This is a genomic window from Xylanibacter brevis P6B11, from assembly GCF_000621825.1.
In the GTDB taxonomy this organism is placed as follows: Bacteria; Bacteroidota; Bacteroidia; order Bacteroidales; family Bacteroidaceae; genus Prevotella; species Prevotella brevis.
On record NZ_JHXG01000003.1, the window covers coordinates 343,083 to 360,905 of the forward strand.

The following is a 17,823-nucleotide window of genomic DNA, read 5'->3' on the forward strand; positions in this document are numbered from 1 at the left end:
TTACAGTTTTGTTTGGTTGCTATTTTACGAATTTAATCATTTTTCCGTCTTCTCTTCTTAGGATATAAATCCCTTTCTTGCTATTTTCATGGCGTAAAGTGCCGTCTAATTGATAGTAAAGTGCCACTTTACGATTGTTAAATGGGTGCTTTACTTCCAGTATTTCGGGATCACCTCCCATGAAGTTGAAAGAGATGAGGCCATCTTCCGTCATTCGTATATCCGTAATAGGCTTAGACAGTAGGTTCTCGCCTGCAGCATTTCTGGTAATCATCACGCTGGCGGGCACCGACGTATTTGTCAGGCTGTCGTTCCTCAAAGAAATAGAATCTGTGATACAGGGGTAGGCAGAAGAGCTAAGGTGATAATTGTTTCGCCTGCGGCTATTCTGATAAGCGCTCCAATCTCTTTGTTTCAGCAATTGTTCCCATTCGCTGAAGTCCAGATCGTCGGCATTTACCAGCTCGTAGTGCAGTTGGCCTTCCGTGTTGTTTACGGTATTTCCTGCCCATTCGTTGGGAAGGTAATAGACGTGATAGATCACCAATCCTTTTCCTGGCAAAGCAGCATCCCAACCATCCCATTGTCTGTTTTCCAACAGGTAGAATTCGTCGTCCGAATGGCTGATCTTGTAGAATTCGCCACCTTGCGAAACAGGTTTCAGGTTGACGATGCTTGTCGGATTGGTCAACTCAATAGGCTTAGCCCATCCCAGCAGCATCTTCTGTATGGGAGAGTAGTTGGGCGGGCACCATCCGTAGTTTGTGAAGTTGCCACCGTCCATCAGGTCCCATTCATCGACGGCAGAATACCGCCAACCATTCACAGGGTAAAGGTCGGGTAATCCCAAAAAGTGGCTGTATTCATGACAAATAGTGCCTAAGCCGTAAGAAGCGTTGTTAGGCCATATCTCTCCGCTGCAAGTATAGTCTGAAAGTTGATAGCCGCTTTTTGTGGTAATGGTGGTGTCTAAAAAGCTGGTGTGTGGCCAGATGTGGCCCCAGCATAAGGGACTATTGATATTGCCACTGGTGCCTGCATATACAAAGATGACTTGCTCTATGCTCTTGTCGCCGTTCCAGTCATATTGACTAAAATCCAAGTCTGCATTCTCTGCCACAAAAGCATTCAGGGCTTCTCCTAAGGCTTCTTTATTATAGTCTTTGGTGTTTTCTGTCGGGTTCTTTCTGCGTTGTGCTTTCTGTGAAACCTCATAAGGACCAAAGACATCGAATTTTAGGTTTAATAAGCCATTCGACTGTTCACGGAAATAGTCGGCAATACAACCTTTGCCATCACGCTCGTTGAAGCCATGAGCATTAAAAAGCGAGTCGTAATAGGCTTTGGTGTGATTTTTAGTGAAGTAGGTAGAGTCTCCTTTGAAGGATAAAAGCACTACCGGGTGTTTATACACACGAGTGGAATCCCAATCCTTTTTGATAGGAGGAAGCTTCTTTCTTGCACGATGCTGATGCGTTGCTTCTGTATCGAAGTCTGGCATACAGCCACCTCTCTCAACGTTCTGCGCCGTGAGAAGAAGGGGAAAAATTGCCCCTATCAAAAAGGCGGGAATCCTTTTCATGTGAGCTTGATATTATTTCTGACAGGGTGTCCAGGGCTTCAGTGTCTGGAAGAAGTCGTTGCCCTTATCATCTACAAGGATGAATGCGGGGAAGTCTTCTACGTCGATCTTCCAGATAGCCTCCATTCCCAACTCGGGATACTCTACGCATTCGATGCTTTTGATAGAACTCTGCGAGAGAACGGCAGCCACGCCACCGATGGTACCTAGATAGAAACCGCCGTGCTTCTTGCAGGCATCGGTAACCACCTGTGAGCGGTTGCCCTTGGCAATCATTACCAGCGATGCACCATTGTCCTGGAACTCGTCAACGTATGGATCCATGCGGTTGGCAGTTGTTGGGCCCATCGAACCACAGGGATAACCCTCTGGTGTCTTAGCAGGACCAGCATAGAGCACGGGATACTTCTTGAAGTATTCGGGCATGCCTTCGCCAGCATCCAGACGAGCCTTCAGTTTAGCGTGGGCAATATCGCGAGCCACGATGATGGTACCCTTCAGGTTAACACGAGTGCTGACAGGATACTTAGACAGTTCCTTGCGTACAGCGTCGATACCCTCATTCAGGTCAATCTCGATACCCTTAGAACCCTCACCAGGCTTAGCATATTCTGCAGGAATCAGTTCGCAGGGGTTAGAGTCCATCTTCTCCAGCCAGATACCGTCCTTGTTGATCTTTGCCTTGATGTTGCGGTCTGCCGAGCAAGATACACCCATACCGATAGGACAGCTTGCACCGTGACGGGGCAGACGAACCACGCGGATGTCGTGAGCCAGATACTTACCGCCAAACTGTGCGCCGAGTCCAATCTTGTGGGCCTCTTCCAGCAACTTCTTCTCCAAGTCAATATCGCGGAAGGCGCGACCTGTCTCATCACCTGTAGTAGGCAGTGAGTCGTAGTACTTGATAGAAGCCAGCTTCACCGTCAGCAAGTTCTTCTCAGCCGATGTACCACCGATTACAAATGCGATGTGATAAGGAGGACAAGCAGCTGTGCCCAGTGACTTCATCTTCTCTACCAGGAAGGGAATCAGTGTGCCTTCATTTTGAATGGTAGCCTTGGTCATGGGGTAGAAGTAGGTCTTGTTGGCCGAGCCACCACCTTTTGCCACCATCACGAACTTGTATTCAGCACCCTCAGTGGCTTCGATGTCAATCTGTGCGGGCAGGTTGCAACGGGTGTTCACCTCGTCATACATGTTCAGAGGCGCATTCTGCGAGTAGCGCAGGTTGTCCTGTGTGAAGGTGTTGAACACACCCAGGCTCAGTGCCTCTTCGTCTTCAAAGCCAGTCCATACCTGCTGACCCTTCTCACCGTGGATAATAGCAGTACCCGTGTCCTGACAGAAAGGCAGAACGCCCTTAGCTGCCACATCGGCATTGCGCAGGAATTGCAGCGCTACATACTTGTCGTTCTCTGAGGCTTCAGGATCGTTCAGGATCTGAGCCACCTGCAGGTTGTGCTCGCGACGCAGCATGAACTCCACATCGTGGAAGGCCTGCTGAGCCAACAGGGTCAGGGCTTCTTTTGATACTTTTACAATCTCCTTGCCTTCGAACTGGCTGACGCTCACGCCTTCCTTGCTCAAAAGTCTATACTCGGTCTTATCCTCGCCCAACTGAAACATTGGGGCGTACTTGAATTCAACAGGTGTTGCCATAGCTTTTATTTTTTCATATAGTATTTGTTACAGTGGGCAAAGTTACGAATAATCTTCGAAACACCCAAACAAACACACACTTTTTACTTGTTCTTCTTATAGTACTCCAGTGCCAGACGTACGTTGTTCTTCACGGCTTCCGATGAGAAGGTTGCACCAGTGACGCCGTCAACTTTTGCATTCAGCGCATCGTTCACTTTCATACCATTCCATTTGCTGAGCATTTCGCGCTTCACTTTGGCAAAGAACTTAGGCGTCTCCTGGTTCTTCAGTGCCTCAATCTTAACCACTTTGTTTTTTTGAATATATACCTTCAGTGGTGTTGCACCTACATAGCCAGTCACTTTCTTGCCAAGTGTGGTTGTGTTGACCACGTACATACCGTCTTGTTTGGTCATCACTTCGTCGGGTTTCGCACTTTGAAACATGGTAGCCAGCATCAGCAGAGCTGCTGCGCTGACAAGTGTCATCTTTGTTTTCTTCATTTTATCCTTTTTTCTTAGTTTATACAATCATTTTCTTGACGGGCTCAAGGCCTGTCGGTTTAATATCTCAGTTGCCAAAAAATCTTAATTATAGAGTCCGATGCTCAGTCCTATACAGCGACTGTCCATCTGTCCGTTAGCCCTGACATAGCTTCCGTAGGCACGCACAAACCACCAGGACGTCTGTCCTTTCAGCGTCAGTGGGAACTGATAGCTCACAGCCACTTTGCCAGTCCAGTAGTTGGCCCGGTAGTAGTTCATGTCGGTCAGCAGCACCTGTTGGGCATAGTCTGTGTTCATATCACTCAGGCTAAGTGCAACTTCTTGTGACAGGAAACCGCCGGCTTCGGCATCTATCCAAAGCCTTTTGCCGATGGCGGTGCCACCTTCTGTCAGTAGCAACGTGCCTCCGTGTGACAGTCTTGATGTGGGCAACAGGTACTTGTTCTCGTTGTCGTTGAGGGAAATAGAGGCTCCGAAGTAGGCTTTCTCATCTTTTTGACTGGTCAGATGCGCTCTGTAGCGCATGTTTGCCTCGAAACAATTCACCTGGTAACGCTTCTTGAAGGTCATCAGGTTCGTATAATAAAAAGAGGTGAACCCCGTCTTTGCATCCTTTTCCTGTTGCAGCTTCTGCCGGTATTCGTCGGCATAGGCTTGGCGATAGCTCACATGAAGATCCAGCTGATGAAGCAGACGGCCCTCCTTGCTGCGGTGGTGTGCATCAAGTTCATAGGTGAATCCGGTGAAGCGTCCCGGTTCATACTTATATTGACCATACACATACTCGTTGTCTCTCGCTATGCTTGCAGCAACAACGGAATGTCCATCCGCATGTCGATAGCCATAGCTAATCTCTGCTGCAAAGGTGTGATCCACCCATTCACGTGCGAAACTGCTGTATCCGCCTGTGGTTCCATCGGCATGTTCCATGCCTGTCATCAGATAGTATTTCAGAGTAGGGTCTTGTTGAACGGTGGTGACGCCTGTGATTTTCTCCTTGCGGCGCTGGTAGCTGGCGCTGAGACCCACGGTGTGCCTTCCCATGGTATGCACGACCGATGGTGAAAGCTTGTAGTCCAGCAGTTGCGAGCGGGAACGCGGATCGCGCAGGCGGCTCAGGTCGCCCACCTTGTAGTCCAGTCTGAGGCCGTAGCGCCAGTTGTTCAGGTCAACTGTTCCTAAGGCAGCTGTGAAGTCAAAGTCCTGAAAGTCGTATTTCCCCTTGATGGCGCTTCCTGCCATGTATGGGTTTGCATCGTAGGGGCGCATCACGTCGCACCATGCTCTGTTCTTCTCTCTGCCATAGTCGAAGTCAAAGCGACCATAGCCGTGCAGGTATTTGCCAATCGTCTGATAGCGCTCCGTCTTGAATCGCAACTGGTTCGTCGGCAATCCCTCCTGCACCCGTTTATAGTCGCCGCTCTGATGTTCGGCGTTAAAGAGCGCATAGCCCCTGTTCTCCGTAGAGTCCAGTCCCAGTGCAGCCGCATTGTTGGTCAGTCGCCATGCCTGTGTAGCGTCGGCATAGCGGTAGTTGTTCTCCTGTGCCTGTGAATATGCAGCCAGCAGTGCCAGTAGTGATAGTGTCAGTCGTCTATTCATCATATTCACGGGGTTTAATAGTGGTTGAAACTTTGAAGTCGTTCAAGCTGTTGTTCGTGTCCATCAGTATCTTGTGACCATCGGTGGCAATGCTTTCCGTACGACGATACACCACCTCGCCGGTATAACCATTCGTGGCTTCAATATGGGCGTAGCCGGCATCGATGTCAGTATAAAGACGCTTCGCACTGATATCCACGCCGGTGGCTTTGTTCTTCAGATAGTCCACACCGTCGAGTACCAGTTCGCGAGGCACCATCAGGTACATCATGCCCGACGTCTTGCCATAGGCGTAGTCGCGCTTCCAGTCGGTCAGGTCCTCGCTGGTTCTGAAGATGATCACGCCGCAAGGACCGCCCTGCACCAGGTTCATCGTTGCGTTGGCGTTGGTCGATGAGAAGGCAGTCAGCAGTGCCGGCGTGGCAGGGTTGTTGACGGTTTTTCCCGTGGCGTCTTTCGCTTCGAAGTCGGCACCGCTTAGGTCGTGCTCAGTTGCGTTGATGTCACTGTGGTCCGTCGCACTGTTGGTAATCAGTATCGTACCACCGGGAGCCACGGGGTAGGGCTTGTCGGCAGGAATCTGGAACACCTGCTTCACCACCACATAGGCGTCGTTGTACACCTCATGCAGGTTGTCGAGCGTGAAAGGCTGCGGGTTCGTCGAGTCAAGCAGTCCGATATACAGGCCACTGGCATCCACCGTCTCATCGGCCTGGTTGTAGAGTTCCAAATACTTACCGGCCATATAGTTGCGGTTGTTCTGGTCTTTCGAACCAGCTGAGGCTATCTTGCTGATCACAATATCGCGCTTGATGGCCAGGAATGTAGGCAGCACGATGGGTTTACCTTGTTGCGCTTCCGAGATGAGCTGTTCGTTCAGACTGCCCGACACGGTGCATCCGTTGGCTGTCAGCACGTGTCCTGTCAGTTGTTCATATTGCGCCTTGCTGATCGACCACGAAGTAGATATGCCATAGATGTCGGGTATCAGTGCCTTGAAGGTGGCAATGCCGTTGGCATCTGTTTGTGCAGTCAGAGTCTTGTCGCCTATGGTCATCACGATGTCATGGCCCTCGTAGTCATGGCCTTGAGTAAATTCTGCCGGCATCTGCAGTTGCACCTGTGCGTCGATGGCGTGGCTCACGTCCTGATAGTCAACGCAGGCCACGAGCAGTATGGTGGGTAAAAGGGCTAGTATATTCTTCTTCATGTGCTTATAAGTTCAGATAAAGTTCGGCGCCAAAACTCATGCCAACATTTCGCTGACTCAGCGTGCTGGTGTTGTTGCCCTTCATGTAGGGTTCGTAGTAGAGGGCGTTGTTGACGTAGAACGACAGTCCGCCCACCTTGCCCAGTTCCTTTGTCAGTCGGGCCTGCAGGTTCCAGGTGACGGGTGCCTTCGAAGGCTCGTTGTCACTGACGCGTATCAGCAGGTCCTGTATGGCCACGCTGCTTTGTCCGGCAGGCTTCGCTGCATAGTATTTCGCATCCATGCCCAGGAAGCCGTTCAGCATCTCGCTGGTGATGTCATGACGCTGCAGGTCGTTGTCAATCCATCCGATGGGGTCTTTGTCGGCCTGATAGCTGGTGTGCCAGTCTTGCCAGATGGCCTGTGCTGTGAGCGAGGCAACCATACCCAGTTCTGGGATGTGTGTCACCGTGCGCAGTGTGGTCACAAAGCGGCGGTATTTCGAATAGTCCAAGCCCGAGGGATAGATCACCTTGAAAGGCGTTGTGCCGATGCTCGAATAGACTGTGGGCAATAAGGCCGCCTTGGGCGACTGGCTGTTCAGGTCGGTGGACCATGTCTTGGTCTCCTGCCAGGCACCGCTCAGGTAGAACGAGGTGCGCAGCATCTTCACCGTGCCAAAGTCCATGTCGGCTTCCACGCCGCGGTTCACGGTGGTGTTCGTGTTGCCTATCTCGCCTGTTGTCATGGCGATGATGTCCTGACGGTCGTAGCCTCTTGTGAAGTCATAGTTGCCACTGGCATCCAATGGGGGCACGGTGGCAAAGTGGTTGACGGCATAAGTGAAATAGTTGGTCACCGGACCAAACCCGTTGGGTGTCTTGTCACGGTAGGCCAGCAGCGACAGTTTCTTGCCGCCACGCAGTTTGAAGTCCACGCCCAGTTCCACTTTCGTAGTGGTGGCATTCTTCATGTTCTTCGAGTAGGCCACCTCATAGACCTGTGTGTGGTAGGCTAGCAGTTGTGCCGAACCGTCTTGCGGCATGTAGTTGGCCGACACGCGGTCGTTGTATTTCTTGTCAGGATAGAGGTAGCTCAGTCCGGGCGTTTTCGAGTTCATGCCGAAGCCGGCACGCAGGTCCAGCCACTTCGTTACGGTGAAAGAGGCGTTGATACGAGGTGAAAGTGCCATTGTTGCCACCTTGCCAAAAGGTTGCAAGGCCGTGAAGCGCACACCGGCAGTGGCCCTCAGTCGGTTCACCTTATTAATATTCCACGTGAACATGTCCTCGGCATAGGCTGCCAGTTGGTGTAGGGCAGGGATGTCGCTGAAGGCACGCGGGCGTCCGTCGCTGTTGGGGCGCAGCGGATAGCGCTCGTCGCCGTTGTAGTAGCCGCGTCCGTTGTTCCAGTCGTAGTGATAGTCAGCGCCAATCTTAAACGACTGGCGAGTCTTCCCCGAGCGGAAGAAGAACTGATCGCTCACCTTGGCGTAAATATTTCCAGGACGACTCTCCGTGATACCTGTCGCCAGATAAGAGCGAGTCTCAAACGGCACCACGTAGTAGCCAGTCTCTGTGGCCGTGATGATGGGCAAAAGGCCCGAGCTGACGCTGGCAAACGACGCGTTGCGACTGTCGTTCTGCGTCAGACTGACACCGATGGTATAGGAAACGGTGCGTGCCAGCAACTTGTTCAGTTGCAGTTTGCCGTTGTGTGTCAGCGAGAATGTCTGGTTCTTCGACTCCGAGTAGGTGCCGTCGGCAATGGCATCGGGATCCTTGCCCGTCCAGTCTTTGGCCTGCATGTAGCGCACCTTGGTGTTGGTGTGCCAGCGGCTGTTGATGTCGTAGCCCCATCCCAGGGTGGCCGTGTAGCGGTGGAACGAGCGCGTCTTCATGCGTGGGTCGCCCCAAGCCTGTGCGTAGTCCAGACTGCCGTTCACCACGCCCATCTTGCCGATGTTCTCACCCTTGCCCAGGCTGTAGTTCATCATGCCTGGGTTGATCTTGCTCTTAAACTGCCAGGGGGTGACGCCCACCTTCGAGTGCACCACCACCAGTCCGCTGGTCAGGTCGCCATATTCCGCCGAGGGAATACCTCTCACCACTTCCACCTCGTCGATGTCGTCGGCAGCCACCTGGCGCAGGTCGGTACCCGTGAAGGTCGCCGAAGAGAACGAGCCTTGCTGCAGAGCACCATTGTTAGACATGGGCACACCGTCAATCACGATGCTCGAGCCAAAGGCAGACGTGTTGTTGTTCACCAGCTGTCGCAACTGCAGGTTCGAGGCCGATGTCAGGTCGTTGTTGCCCATCAGTTGGCCGGGCACCAACTGCATGATATCTGCCAGCGAGGTGGCCTGCAGGTGGTCGATGGCCTGTCGGCCAATGACGCTCGATGTCGAGGCACCGCTGATGTTCTGGCGAGCGGTGACGCTCACCTCCTTCAGTGTCAGTGACGCCTCTTCCAGCTCCACCTTCATGGCGAGGTCCTTGCCGTCCACGCGTACTTGTATCTGGCGGGTCTGAAAGCCCACGTAGCTCACTGCCAGCGTGTATTGTCCGTTGGGCACGTTGCTGAGCACGGCCACGCCCTCCATATTGGTCACCACGCCCAGTCCGATGGGGTTCAGCATGACGGTACCCATGATGATGGGCTCATGACTTTTCTTCTCCGTCACGGTGATGCGTATGTCGGCAGCCGTCATGGCCACTGCACACAGCAGCAGTAATGAAAATGATAGTAATCGCTTCACGTCTCTGTGGTCAATACTGATTGGTTACTCTTTGCACGTGTGTGGGGCGGGCAGTGTGGCCTTGATGCCAGCGTTGCGCAGTCCTTCCAGCAACTTCTCCTCCGTGGTGTACTTGTTGGCATAGGTGATAGCCAGCGAGTGCTTCTGCTTGTTGGCGTTGGCATCGTCCACCGCCTCCAGCGAGAGTGCCATCTCGATGGCTTCCTCGACGTCGGTGTCTTCCGGAATCAGGAAGTAGGCAAAGCTGATGTCCTTGCTGGTGTAGTAGTTCACGGGCGTGAATCCCATCTCGCCCAGCACTTCGCGGATAGCTGCCTTGCACGTGCGGTTGGCATCGTAGCGGAAGAACACGTAGTGGCTGTCCACATGTGCCGCTATGCTGTCGATACCCACCATGCCCTCCATGCGTTTCATGATGCGGTTGGCACAGTTCTGACAGTGCATGTCGCTCATCTGCAGCCCCATGCCGCGCAGAATGGTATCATTCTCGTTGTAGGGGGATGCCTTGTAGCGCGTACCTTTCAGTATAGACTTGATAGAGTCGGGACTGATCTTCGTCTGGTCGTAACTAATCGTAGCCGTTCTTTTCTCCAGGTCGAACGACAAACTTTCCACACCTTTTTCTTTGAGCAGCCTGGTCTTCACCTTGTGTGCACACTCCTCGCATCTCATCCCTTTGATGCGGATGGTGAATGCGTCTGTATGGTCCTGTGCAGACATGCATGCTGGCATTAATAGCACAGCAAGCGAAAGAAGTAATGTTTTCATAGTTTTTACATTTATTTGGTGCAAAGATACATATTTTATATGTAAGTGCGGTGCGAAATTTGAATTTTTAACTAAATCAGAAGACCACGAAACCACCGTTTGGCTGTACGGTGATGTTCAGTTTTCCCTTCTTCAGGGCCTTGTTCGCAATGCGTGTGATGCTTGTTCCGGTGATGTGTCCTTTCTTGTCGGCCTGGTCGTTGAGCAGCATCTGGTATCCAGCGATGTCGAGTGTCAACTTTAGAGGTTCCTTCTGGGCGTTGAGGCCTGCGATGTACCAGTCGTTGCCGTGGCGACGGGCCAGCACGACATATTTGCCGGGATAGCCGTCGATGAAGCGGGTCTCATCCCATGTGGTGGGCAACTGCTTCAGGAAGTCGAGCTCGTGCTGAGGCAAGTCTTCGAGGTTGTTGGGCTGAACGGCCACACACTGTATGGCAGCCTGATTGATGAAGCCGGTGGCTATCTCAAAACCGTCGGTGGTCTGACGCTGGTGGCGACTTTTGTTGTCGCGACTCATGTATTTGTTCATGATCACGCCACCCCAGTCCATGGTGCCCACGGCGTTGCGACAGAAGGGGTGCATGGTCAGTTGGAAAGACTCCTGCGCAGCATGGTAGTCAGAGAAATACACATTCTCGGAAGCCAGCACGGCCTCGCTCGACACATAGTTGGGATACATGCGCTCCCATCCGCGGGGCAGCGTGCAACCGTGGAAGATCACCTGAATGCCATAGCGGTTGGCATCATACAGGATGTCCTCGTAGAGCTTCATGGTCTCCTGCTTGTCGCCACCGAAGAAGTCCACCTTGATGCCTTTCACGCCAATCTCCTTCAGCCAGCGCATCTCCTTGTCGCGGGCTATGTTGGTGTCCATGCAGCCGCGTGGTGTCTGGGGTGCATCGTTCCAGTGGCCGTTTGAGTTGTACCACAACATCAGGGCCACGCCCTTCTCCTGTGCATATTTCGACAGTGCGGGCATGCGGTCGCGCCCTATCTGCGTGTCCCAGCAGCCGTCCACCAAGCAATATTCGTAGCCCATCTCTGCGGCCAGATCGATAAATGCAATCTGGTCGTCCCAGCACACGGAGTTGTCCTGCCAGATGAGCCAGCTCCAGGTGTAGCGACCAGCCTTGTAGTCTTCCGAAGGCTCGTAGAGCGGCTCCACTACATCATAAGGGATGGTGGTCTCCACGATGGGTTTCAGGGTTTTTCCCACGGTGATGGTGCGCCACGGTGTGGTGCCGGGCAACATGATGCCGGGCTGTGCCGATCCGTTGCCGTTGTTCTCCTTGGCGTCGGGGAAGGCGATGGTGTAGCCCTTGCCAGCTTCATAGTCGGAGAGGTGCGAACCGCAGTACTGGCTGCTGACGCCTGTCTCCGAGATCAGCACCCAGCCCTTGTCACCCTCGTGAAACAAGCAGGGGAAGGTGTAGCCGCGTCCGTATTGCGACTTCACGTTCATCGCAGCGTCGGCCTTGTACTCCTCTTCATAGCTGGGCTTGGTGCGCTCCCAACCGGTGAACGGACCTATCTGCGGACAGATAAACGTGGTGGTCTGTTCGGGCAGTGAGAAGGCAGTGGCTTCCTCCAGTATCAAAGCACATTTGGGGTTGTCGTTCTTCTGACGTGGGATGCTGTAGCGGAAAGCCACATCATTGTCAGACACCGAGAACTGCACCGTGAACTTCTGGTGCTTGGCATTTTCCAGGTCCACATCCAGTTGTGTGGCCACATAGTGCATCTTCGACTGTTTCACCTGTCGCATCTCGTAGCTGCGGTCCACTGGCGTGGCCTTTGTGTTCAGAATCTTCAGTCCCTGGGTGAAGTCGGCAAAGTCGGTCTTCAGTCCCAGTGCCGATGGCAGCACCATCTGCTGTCCGTCCAGAGTGACAGCATAGGAGGCGCAACCATTCTGGTCATTTATTTCCACAAGGAGTTTTCCGTTGGGTGATGTCACTGTTGCTTCGCGTGCAGACAGCATCAAAGGCATCATCAATGCCACTGTCAGTATGATTCTTTTCATAGTCAGGTATGGAGTTTTTATTTTACGTAGTCTTGTTTGTCGGGACCGATGTAGTAGCCCGGTTCCGAAGGTTGGTTGTAGCCCACGTTCTGCGTGGCCACCGACAGGCGGTAGGGGATGTCGCTCATCAGACAGTTGATGCGATAGCCCGTAGGGATGGTTGTGGTATAGATGCGCAACTCGCTCGAGTCCTCGTTGCGGGCCATCACCTCTTCGCGCCAGTCGCCCAGAATGTCGGCCGAAAGACAGGGATTCGACTTCGTGCCGTTGTTGAAGCGGATACCTTCGAAGCGTTTCACCATGTCGATGCTTTTCTTCTCCCAATTATATTTCGTGACGCTCTCATGATCCAGCAGCTCGCGCAGCAGGTCGCCATCCCACCAGATGCCAAAGTTGATGCTCAGCCAGCGTCCCTTCTTCACACCCAATCTGTTTTGGTGCTGTGGGTCCTGTGCATCTTTTGCCGTGGCCACCACGTTGCCTTTCATATCGCGTATGCCGTGGCTGTCGCTGCTCCACAGCTCCCATCCGTAGTTGGTGGGGTCGATGTCGGCAGCCATGGCGCGGCCCACGTCGCTGGTGCTTTTGATCTGAAACACCACCTCGCCCGTCCTGGCATCGCGCAGGTCACTACCGTCTCGACGGTTCTCGTGGCAGTCCCAGATATATAGCTTGTCGGTCAGTGGGTCGGGCACCAGGTGGATGGCATCGCCGTGGCCCATTCCTGTGTTGTAGAGTCCATCGCCGTTGTGGTCCACAGCCATCGAACCATAGGTTATCTCGTCCCATCCGTCGCCGTCAACATCGGCAATGCGCAGGTTGTGGTTGCCCTGTCCGGCGTAGTCGTTCCACTGGGTATCGTCGGTGTCAAAGGTCCAGCGGTTCTGCAGCTGGTGGCCATCCCAGTCCCACAGGGCAATGACGCTGCGGGTGTAGTAGCCACGACAGAAGATGGCGCTGGCCGTGTTGTGGCCAAAGTAGCCCACACCAGCCAGGTAGCGCTCCGAGCGGTTGCCGCGGTCATCGCCCCAGGCGCTCAGTTTTCCTCTTCCGGGCATGTAGGGCTTGGTGTCCATCACCTCGCCAGTCAGACCGTTGAACACGCTGATATACTCTGGTCCCTCCAGGATGCGTCCGCGCAGTTCGCGGTAATCCACCGCCGCATCGCCTATCACGTGGCCTTGGCCGTCGCAGGTGCCGTCGGCCGTCTTTACCATCAGTTCGGCTTTGCCGTCGCCATCCAGGTCATAGACGATGAATGGCGTGTAGTGCGCGCCGCTGCGTATGTTCTTGCCCAGGTCAATGCGCCACAACCGCTGTCCGTTCAGTCGGTAGCAGTCTATCATCGTAGAGCCCGTATAGCCATCGTGCGAGTTGTCGTGCGAGTTCGTCGGATCCCATTTCAGGAATATCTCGTATTGTCCGTCGCCATCCACGTCGCCCACGCTGGCATCGTTGGCCGTATAGCTGAAGGGCCGCCCGTCGGGTGTCGTACCATCGGCCGGTTTGTCAAGTTTCACAGCCACGTAACCATGTGGTGCTTCGCTGCGCAGTGTAAACAGCCCGTTGGCTGCTCCGCCGCGCACCTCGTAGATGTTCACCTTGTCCAGAGGGGTGTTGTCCACAAAGCAGGTGCCACCTTCGGTCAGTGGCTCTTTCGTTAGCAGTTCACCGTTCTTATAAACGTAAAAGGGTTCGTTCTTGCGGTCGCCTTTCAGTGTGCGCCAACTCAGAAACACACTGTTGCCGTCGCGTACAGCCACCACACCTCTGTCCAGGCTGTCTGTGCGCAACTTCTGGTCATCGTAAGCGCATTGTGCTCCGGCGCTCAGGGTCAAGAGGGCCGCCATGCCGTTCAGTAGAAAAGTTTTCATCTTGTTTGTATTGTTAGCTTTCAGTTTTCAGCTGCAAAGTTACATGATTATTTTTAAAAGATGACGACTTTTCTGCTTTTTTGTTGTCTGGTGGCGTGCTTTAATGTTTGAAAAAGAATCCTTTAGTTGAGCCCTATCGCATTCGGTATATCTGTTGTTCCAGCTCGTCGAGGTCGATCGGATCAATGTCTGCGTCGAGGAGCTCACCATTCTGATTAAACAGCTTGTAGGTTGGCCATGTATGCACATTCAAATAGCTCTCAATGGCTTTCTGTTGTTCATCAGGCAGATTGTAGTGAGCCACGTTTGGTCCATAAACCTGATACTCCTTGATAACATTCTCCCATGATTCCTGTGGACTATGGTTGGCCAGATAGAGATACTGAATGTTGTGGTCTTTCAGTCTGGCATACTCCTCACTAGAGTGCGACAGTCTCTCCTTGCAAGGGCTACACCAGGTGCCCCAAATGTCGAGCAGCACCATCTTTCCTTTATAGGGCTCCAGGATTTTCTTGAGTAATGCTTCGCCCTCTGTGATGCCGGCAAGATGGTCTGCCGATTTCAGTACCTGCTTGTCAAATTCTCGATTTTCGATGGCTAGATAGTGCTTGTTGGCCTCCTCTATCAAGGCAGTGCTGTAAGGGTTATTAATGATGGCTGTCATCGAGTCTAAGACAGTTGGCGTTAGCGACGAATGGTCATGCTCAAAGGTATCTAGTACAGTTTGTGTGAGCCAGACGTTCTTGATAAATGGATCAATACCCATTGAGTCAAGAAGATATGAGTCTTTTTCCATTTTATGTAGGGTGTACATGCTGTGAAGGAACTTTTGAACCTTTGGTCTGTTCAGGATCTGACTAATATCTCTGATCAGTGCAGCATTGTCGGCATTGATTTTTTCTACCAGTTTTTTCTTTTCTTCATTGGTTGGAGCAGCATTTATTTTCGCATTTGTCTCGTTAATCCATTTACTCCAGCGTGTCAGAAGCGCCTGCTCCTCATCGTTGGATGTAATATCGTTGATATAGTCAGCAATCTGCAAAGAAGTTGGTTTTGAGTGAGCTCTTAGTACATCATCCAGATAATCGCTCATAAAATAGCTTAGAGAGGAATGCAAAGTGTAGGGATGCTCGAATTTAGTCCAGAAGGTGTCGTGAGCATAGCGGCGGGCATTGTCGGTTAGCATGAAATTACGCATTCTGAAACGTGCCTGCCCGAATGAATGTGCATGATTAGTCAGCATGTTTCCTTTACTGAAAATACGATAGCGTGAAGACAGGGTAGGGTGATGCTCGCAGAAAGCGTCTAATTGGGCCGTTTGAACCTTTAAGAGACTGTCAACCGATGTCATATACTGCTCGAGCTCTTCATCGCTAGCGTGTCCTGCTCCTTCTAAACCAATATAAAAGTTGTTGGAATCCCAACAGGGTGGATACTTGATAAGTTCATTTTGTAGCCTACAGTCGTCGCCCATAAAGTAACGTCGCCCCTCCTTGTAGTCATACAGCAGGAAGTAGGTCTTGCCGGGTTCAAGCATGGTATTAAAATTGCAAAGATTCCAGTCGCATAGAAGCTCCGAACTGTTTAGCAGAGGTATTTTTATCATGAATCGGCCCTTTTCATCCAAGTCGGCATTGACAGTTTCTTCATTATCGGTATAGATATTCCCGTGGCAGATGCCAAAGGTTTTCTGGGGTTTCATGAAGTCGGGCATGTCTTTAATCCAGCCTATGACTGTCACAGTGTCGGTTTTATAGTCTGTATCCACAAAGTCGGTTCGCATGTCCTTTGTGGGGTAGTCGGGCATGTAGCGAGAGGTTATCATAGCTAGTTCTTCTTTTTGGTTGCCCATCTGTATGGTGCGTATGCCTTTCTTGTTCTTTCCAATGCTGACTTTCACTATGTCATTGCCATTCTGCATGACGATGTCAGCCTCGCCTGTCTTTTGGTTCACGCTGCACTGTCTATAGTCCCAGAACTTACATTGGTAGATGGCGCAATCATCCAGAAATGCTATTTTCCAGTTGCCCTGTTTGTCGCTCCAATACGAAGGGAAAAGCTGTTTCCAGCGTTCTTCTGCAGGTTTGATGCCTTTGATCTGATATGTCTCTTGATTGTTGCTGGCGAAAAAGTCGAAAGCCTTTGTGCCTTTTGGAAGTGGTGGGAAGTGGATGGCTAGTTCGTATAGTCCTTTTTCCTTGGTTTCTTTAGGGTCAATCAACACTCTGTAAAAACGCTTTTCGCCCACTTTTAGATAGGTGTCGCCTGTCAGTTGGAAGGCGTAGTCTGTTTCTGCTTGGCGAAGACGTGCTGTGATGTGTACCATCGTCTCGTCGGTTTTCAATTCCACCTTACTTACGTCGAGGTCGAGCAGAAAATTACCATTGCCGTAATGGCTTCCATACTCAGTAGAGGGATTATCCCACACGGTTGTTTTAACTTTTGCCCGTCCTGTTAGGGAGAATAGTAACAGAAGGGCCATGATGACAGCATATTTACTCATTATTATTCAGGTTTTGGTTGGTAATGTTTTTTAGTAGTGCAAATGTAGTAATTAAATAATATATGGTACGTACATTTATAATTTTATTAGGTTAGTTTAACTATTTTGTACTTCCGTTTCGCTGTCAACGATGTATTTTTGCGTTTTTTCTTGTTAGTATTCAAAATAATTTGTATCTTCGCAACGTCAATCGATTAATTACTAAGCTACTATTAACAACATGAATCATCGCATCACTGAAGGCTATATGCCGTTTCTGGGCTATCAGACCTACTATCGCATTGTGGGCGAACCGTCAGACAAGGCACCCTTGTTGTTGCTGCATGGCGGCCCGGGCAGCACGCACAACTATTTCGAGGTGCTCGACGAGCTGGCCGACACGGGCAGACAGATCATCTCCTACGATCAGATAGGCTGTGGCAACTCCTATCTGGACGGACATCCCGAGCTGTGGACACTGCAGACGTGGATAGACGAGCTCATGGCCATCCGCGAGCATCTGCATCTGCGCGAGGTGCACCTGCTGGGACAGTCGTGGGGCGCCATGCAGGCCATTGCCTATGCCATCGATCAAAAGCCTGTGGGCGTGAAGTCGCTGATTCTCTCCTCTGGCCATGCGTCCAGTTCGCTGTGGGCCAGCGAGCAACATCGGCTCATCACCTATCTCTCGGAAGAAGACCAGGCTGCCATCCGCAGGGCCGAGGCTACGGGCAACTGGGATGACCCCGACTATCTGCGTGCCAACGATCATTACTTCGACCGCTTTGTGACCAGCACCGATGCACTGTCGCCCGAGTGCCTGACGCGCCCGAAGCGTGCAGGCAGAGAGGCCTACCTCTATGGCTGGGGCCCCAACGAGTATCAGCCGTTGGGCAGTTTGAAGGACTTTGAATACACCAGCAAGCTGAACCAAATCACGCAGCCAACGCTCATCTGCAGTGGCACGCAAGACATCTGCACACCCGTTGTGGCTGCTTCGCTCTATGAACACATCCTCAACAGCCGATGGCATCTGTTCCGCCGCTCGCGCCACATGTGCTTCGTCGATGCCCACCGAGAGTATTGCCAAGTGCTGACGGCGTGGCTGCAGGAGCACGATTAAACATTCATTTAAGCCCATTCTCATACCAGTAGTGCCAGTATTGCGTGGCAATAGTGGCACTATTAGCAAGCAATAGTGGCCGTTTTGCGATGCAATTCGGTAAGTTTTGTGTCGGATCTAGACTCTAGAACTGCACATTCTAAAGTCTAGATTCCTCCTTCCTAAAGTCTAGAATTCACTCATCTAGACTCTAGAAATGACAATTCTAAAGTCTAGGTCGATAGTAAGAGTTAAACTAATGGTTTGTAATACCCCCTGTTTTCGTCTTT

The 17,823-nt window shown here is 51.9% G+C and carries 11 protein-coding genes; 1 reads left to right on the forward strand and 10 read right to left on the reverse strand.

Features of this window, described 5'->3' with window-relative positions:
- Positions 1–19: 19 nt before the first annotated feature.
- The 10 genes from T496_RS0101440 to T496_RS0101485 form a co-directional block, all read right to left on the reverse strand.
- Positions 20–1,501: a M6 family metalloprotease domain-containing protein gene (locus T496_RS0101440; protein ID WP_027449168.1), complete on the reverse strand. Its 1,482-nt coding sequence runs from the start codon at positions 1,499–1,501 to the stop codon at positions 20–22.
- Between the two features lie 93 nt (positions 1,502–1,594).
- Positions 1,595–3,244, reverse strand: coding sequence for a fumarate hydratase (locus tag T496_RS0101445; protein ID WP_027449169.1), 1,650 nt, complete (start codon positions 3,242–3,244; stop codon positions 1,595–1,597).
- A gap of 83 nt (positions 3,245–3,327) precedes the next feature.
- The gene (locus T496_RS0101450) at positions 3,328–3,729 is read right to left on the reverse strand and encodes an FMN-binding protein (RefSeq protein WP_027449170.1); all 402 of its coding nucleotides are present in this window, start codon (positions 3,727–3,729) and stop codon (positions 3,328–3,330) included.
- An 84-nt stretch (positions 3,730–3,813) separates the two neighbouring features.
- Positions 3,814–5,337 carry a DUF6850 family outer membrane beta-barrel protein gene (locus T496_RS0101455; protein WP_027449171.1) on the reverse strand — a complete coding sequence of 508 codons (1,524 nt, stop codon included), beginning with the start codon at positions 5,335–5,337 and terminating at the stop codon, positions 3,814–3,816.
- Complete coding sequence (locus tag T496_RS0101460) at positions 5,327–6,544, reverse strand: DUF4876 domain-containing protein (RefSeq protein ID WP_027449172.1); 1,218 nt, start codon at positions 6,542–6,544, stop codon at positions 5,327–5,329. Before T496_RS0101460 ends, T496_RS0101455 begins: the two co-directional genes overlap by 11 nt.
- A 4-nt stretch (positions 6,545–6,548) precedes the next feature.
- Positions 6,549–9,281, reverse strand: a complete 2,733-nt coding sequence (locus T496_RS0101465; RefSeq protein ID WP_027449173.1) for a TonB-dependent receptor — start codon at positions 9,279–9,281, stop codon at positions 6,549–6,551.
- Between the two features lie 24 nt (positions 9,282–9,305).
- Positions 9,306–10,049, reverse strand: coding sequence for a heavy-metal-associated domain-containing protein (locus T496_RS0101470; protein WP_081783497.1), 744 nt, complete (start codon positions 10,047–10,049; stop codon positions 9,306–9,308).
- Between the two features lie 76 nt (positions 10,050–10,125).
- A complete protein-coding gene (locus tag T496_RS0101475) occupies positions 10,126–12,075 on the reverse strand; it encodes a glycoside hydrolase family 97 protein (RefSeq protein ID WP_027449175.1) in 1,950 nt (649 codons plus the stop codon).
- 17 nt (positions 12,076–12,092) lie between these two features.
- Positions 12,093–13,949 carry a rhamnogalacturonan lyase gene (locus T496_RS0101480; protein WP_044110330.1) on the reverse strand — a complete coding sequence of 619 codons (1,857 nt, stop codon included), beginning with the start codon at positions 13,947–13,949 and terminating at the stop codon, positions 12,093–12,095.
- 133 nt (positions 13,950–14,082) lie between these two features.
- Positions 14,083–16,452 (reverse strand): TlpA family protein disulfide reductase, encoded by a 2,370-nt coding sequence (locus T496_RS0101485; RefSeq protein WP_081783498.1) that lies wholly within the window; start codon positions 16,450–16,452, stop codon positions 14,083–14,085.
- Positions 16,453–16,672: 220 nt separating this feature from the next.
- Here T496_RS0101485 and pepI point away from each other — a divergent pair, with 220 nt between their 5' ends.
- Positions 16,673–17,554 (forward strand): proline iminopeptidase, encoded by an 882-nt coding sequence (gene pepI, locus T496_RS0101490; protein ID WP_027449178.1) that lies wholly within the window; start codon positions 16,673–16,675, stop codon positions 17,552–17,554.
- Positions 17,555–17,823: the final 269 nt, after the last annotated feature.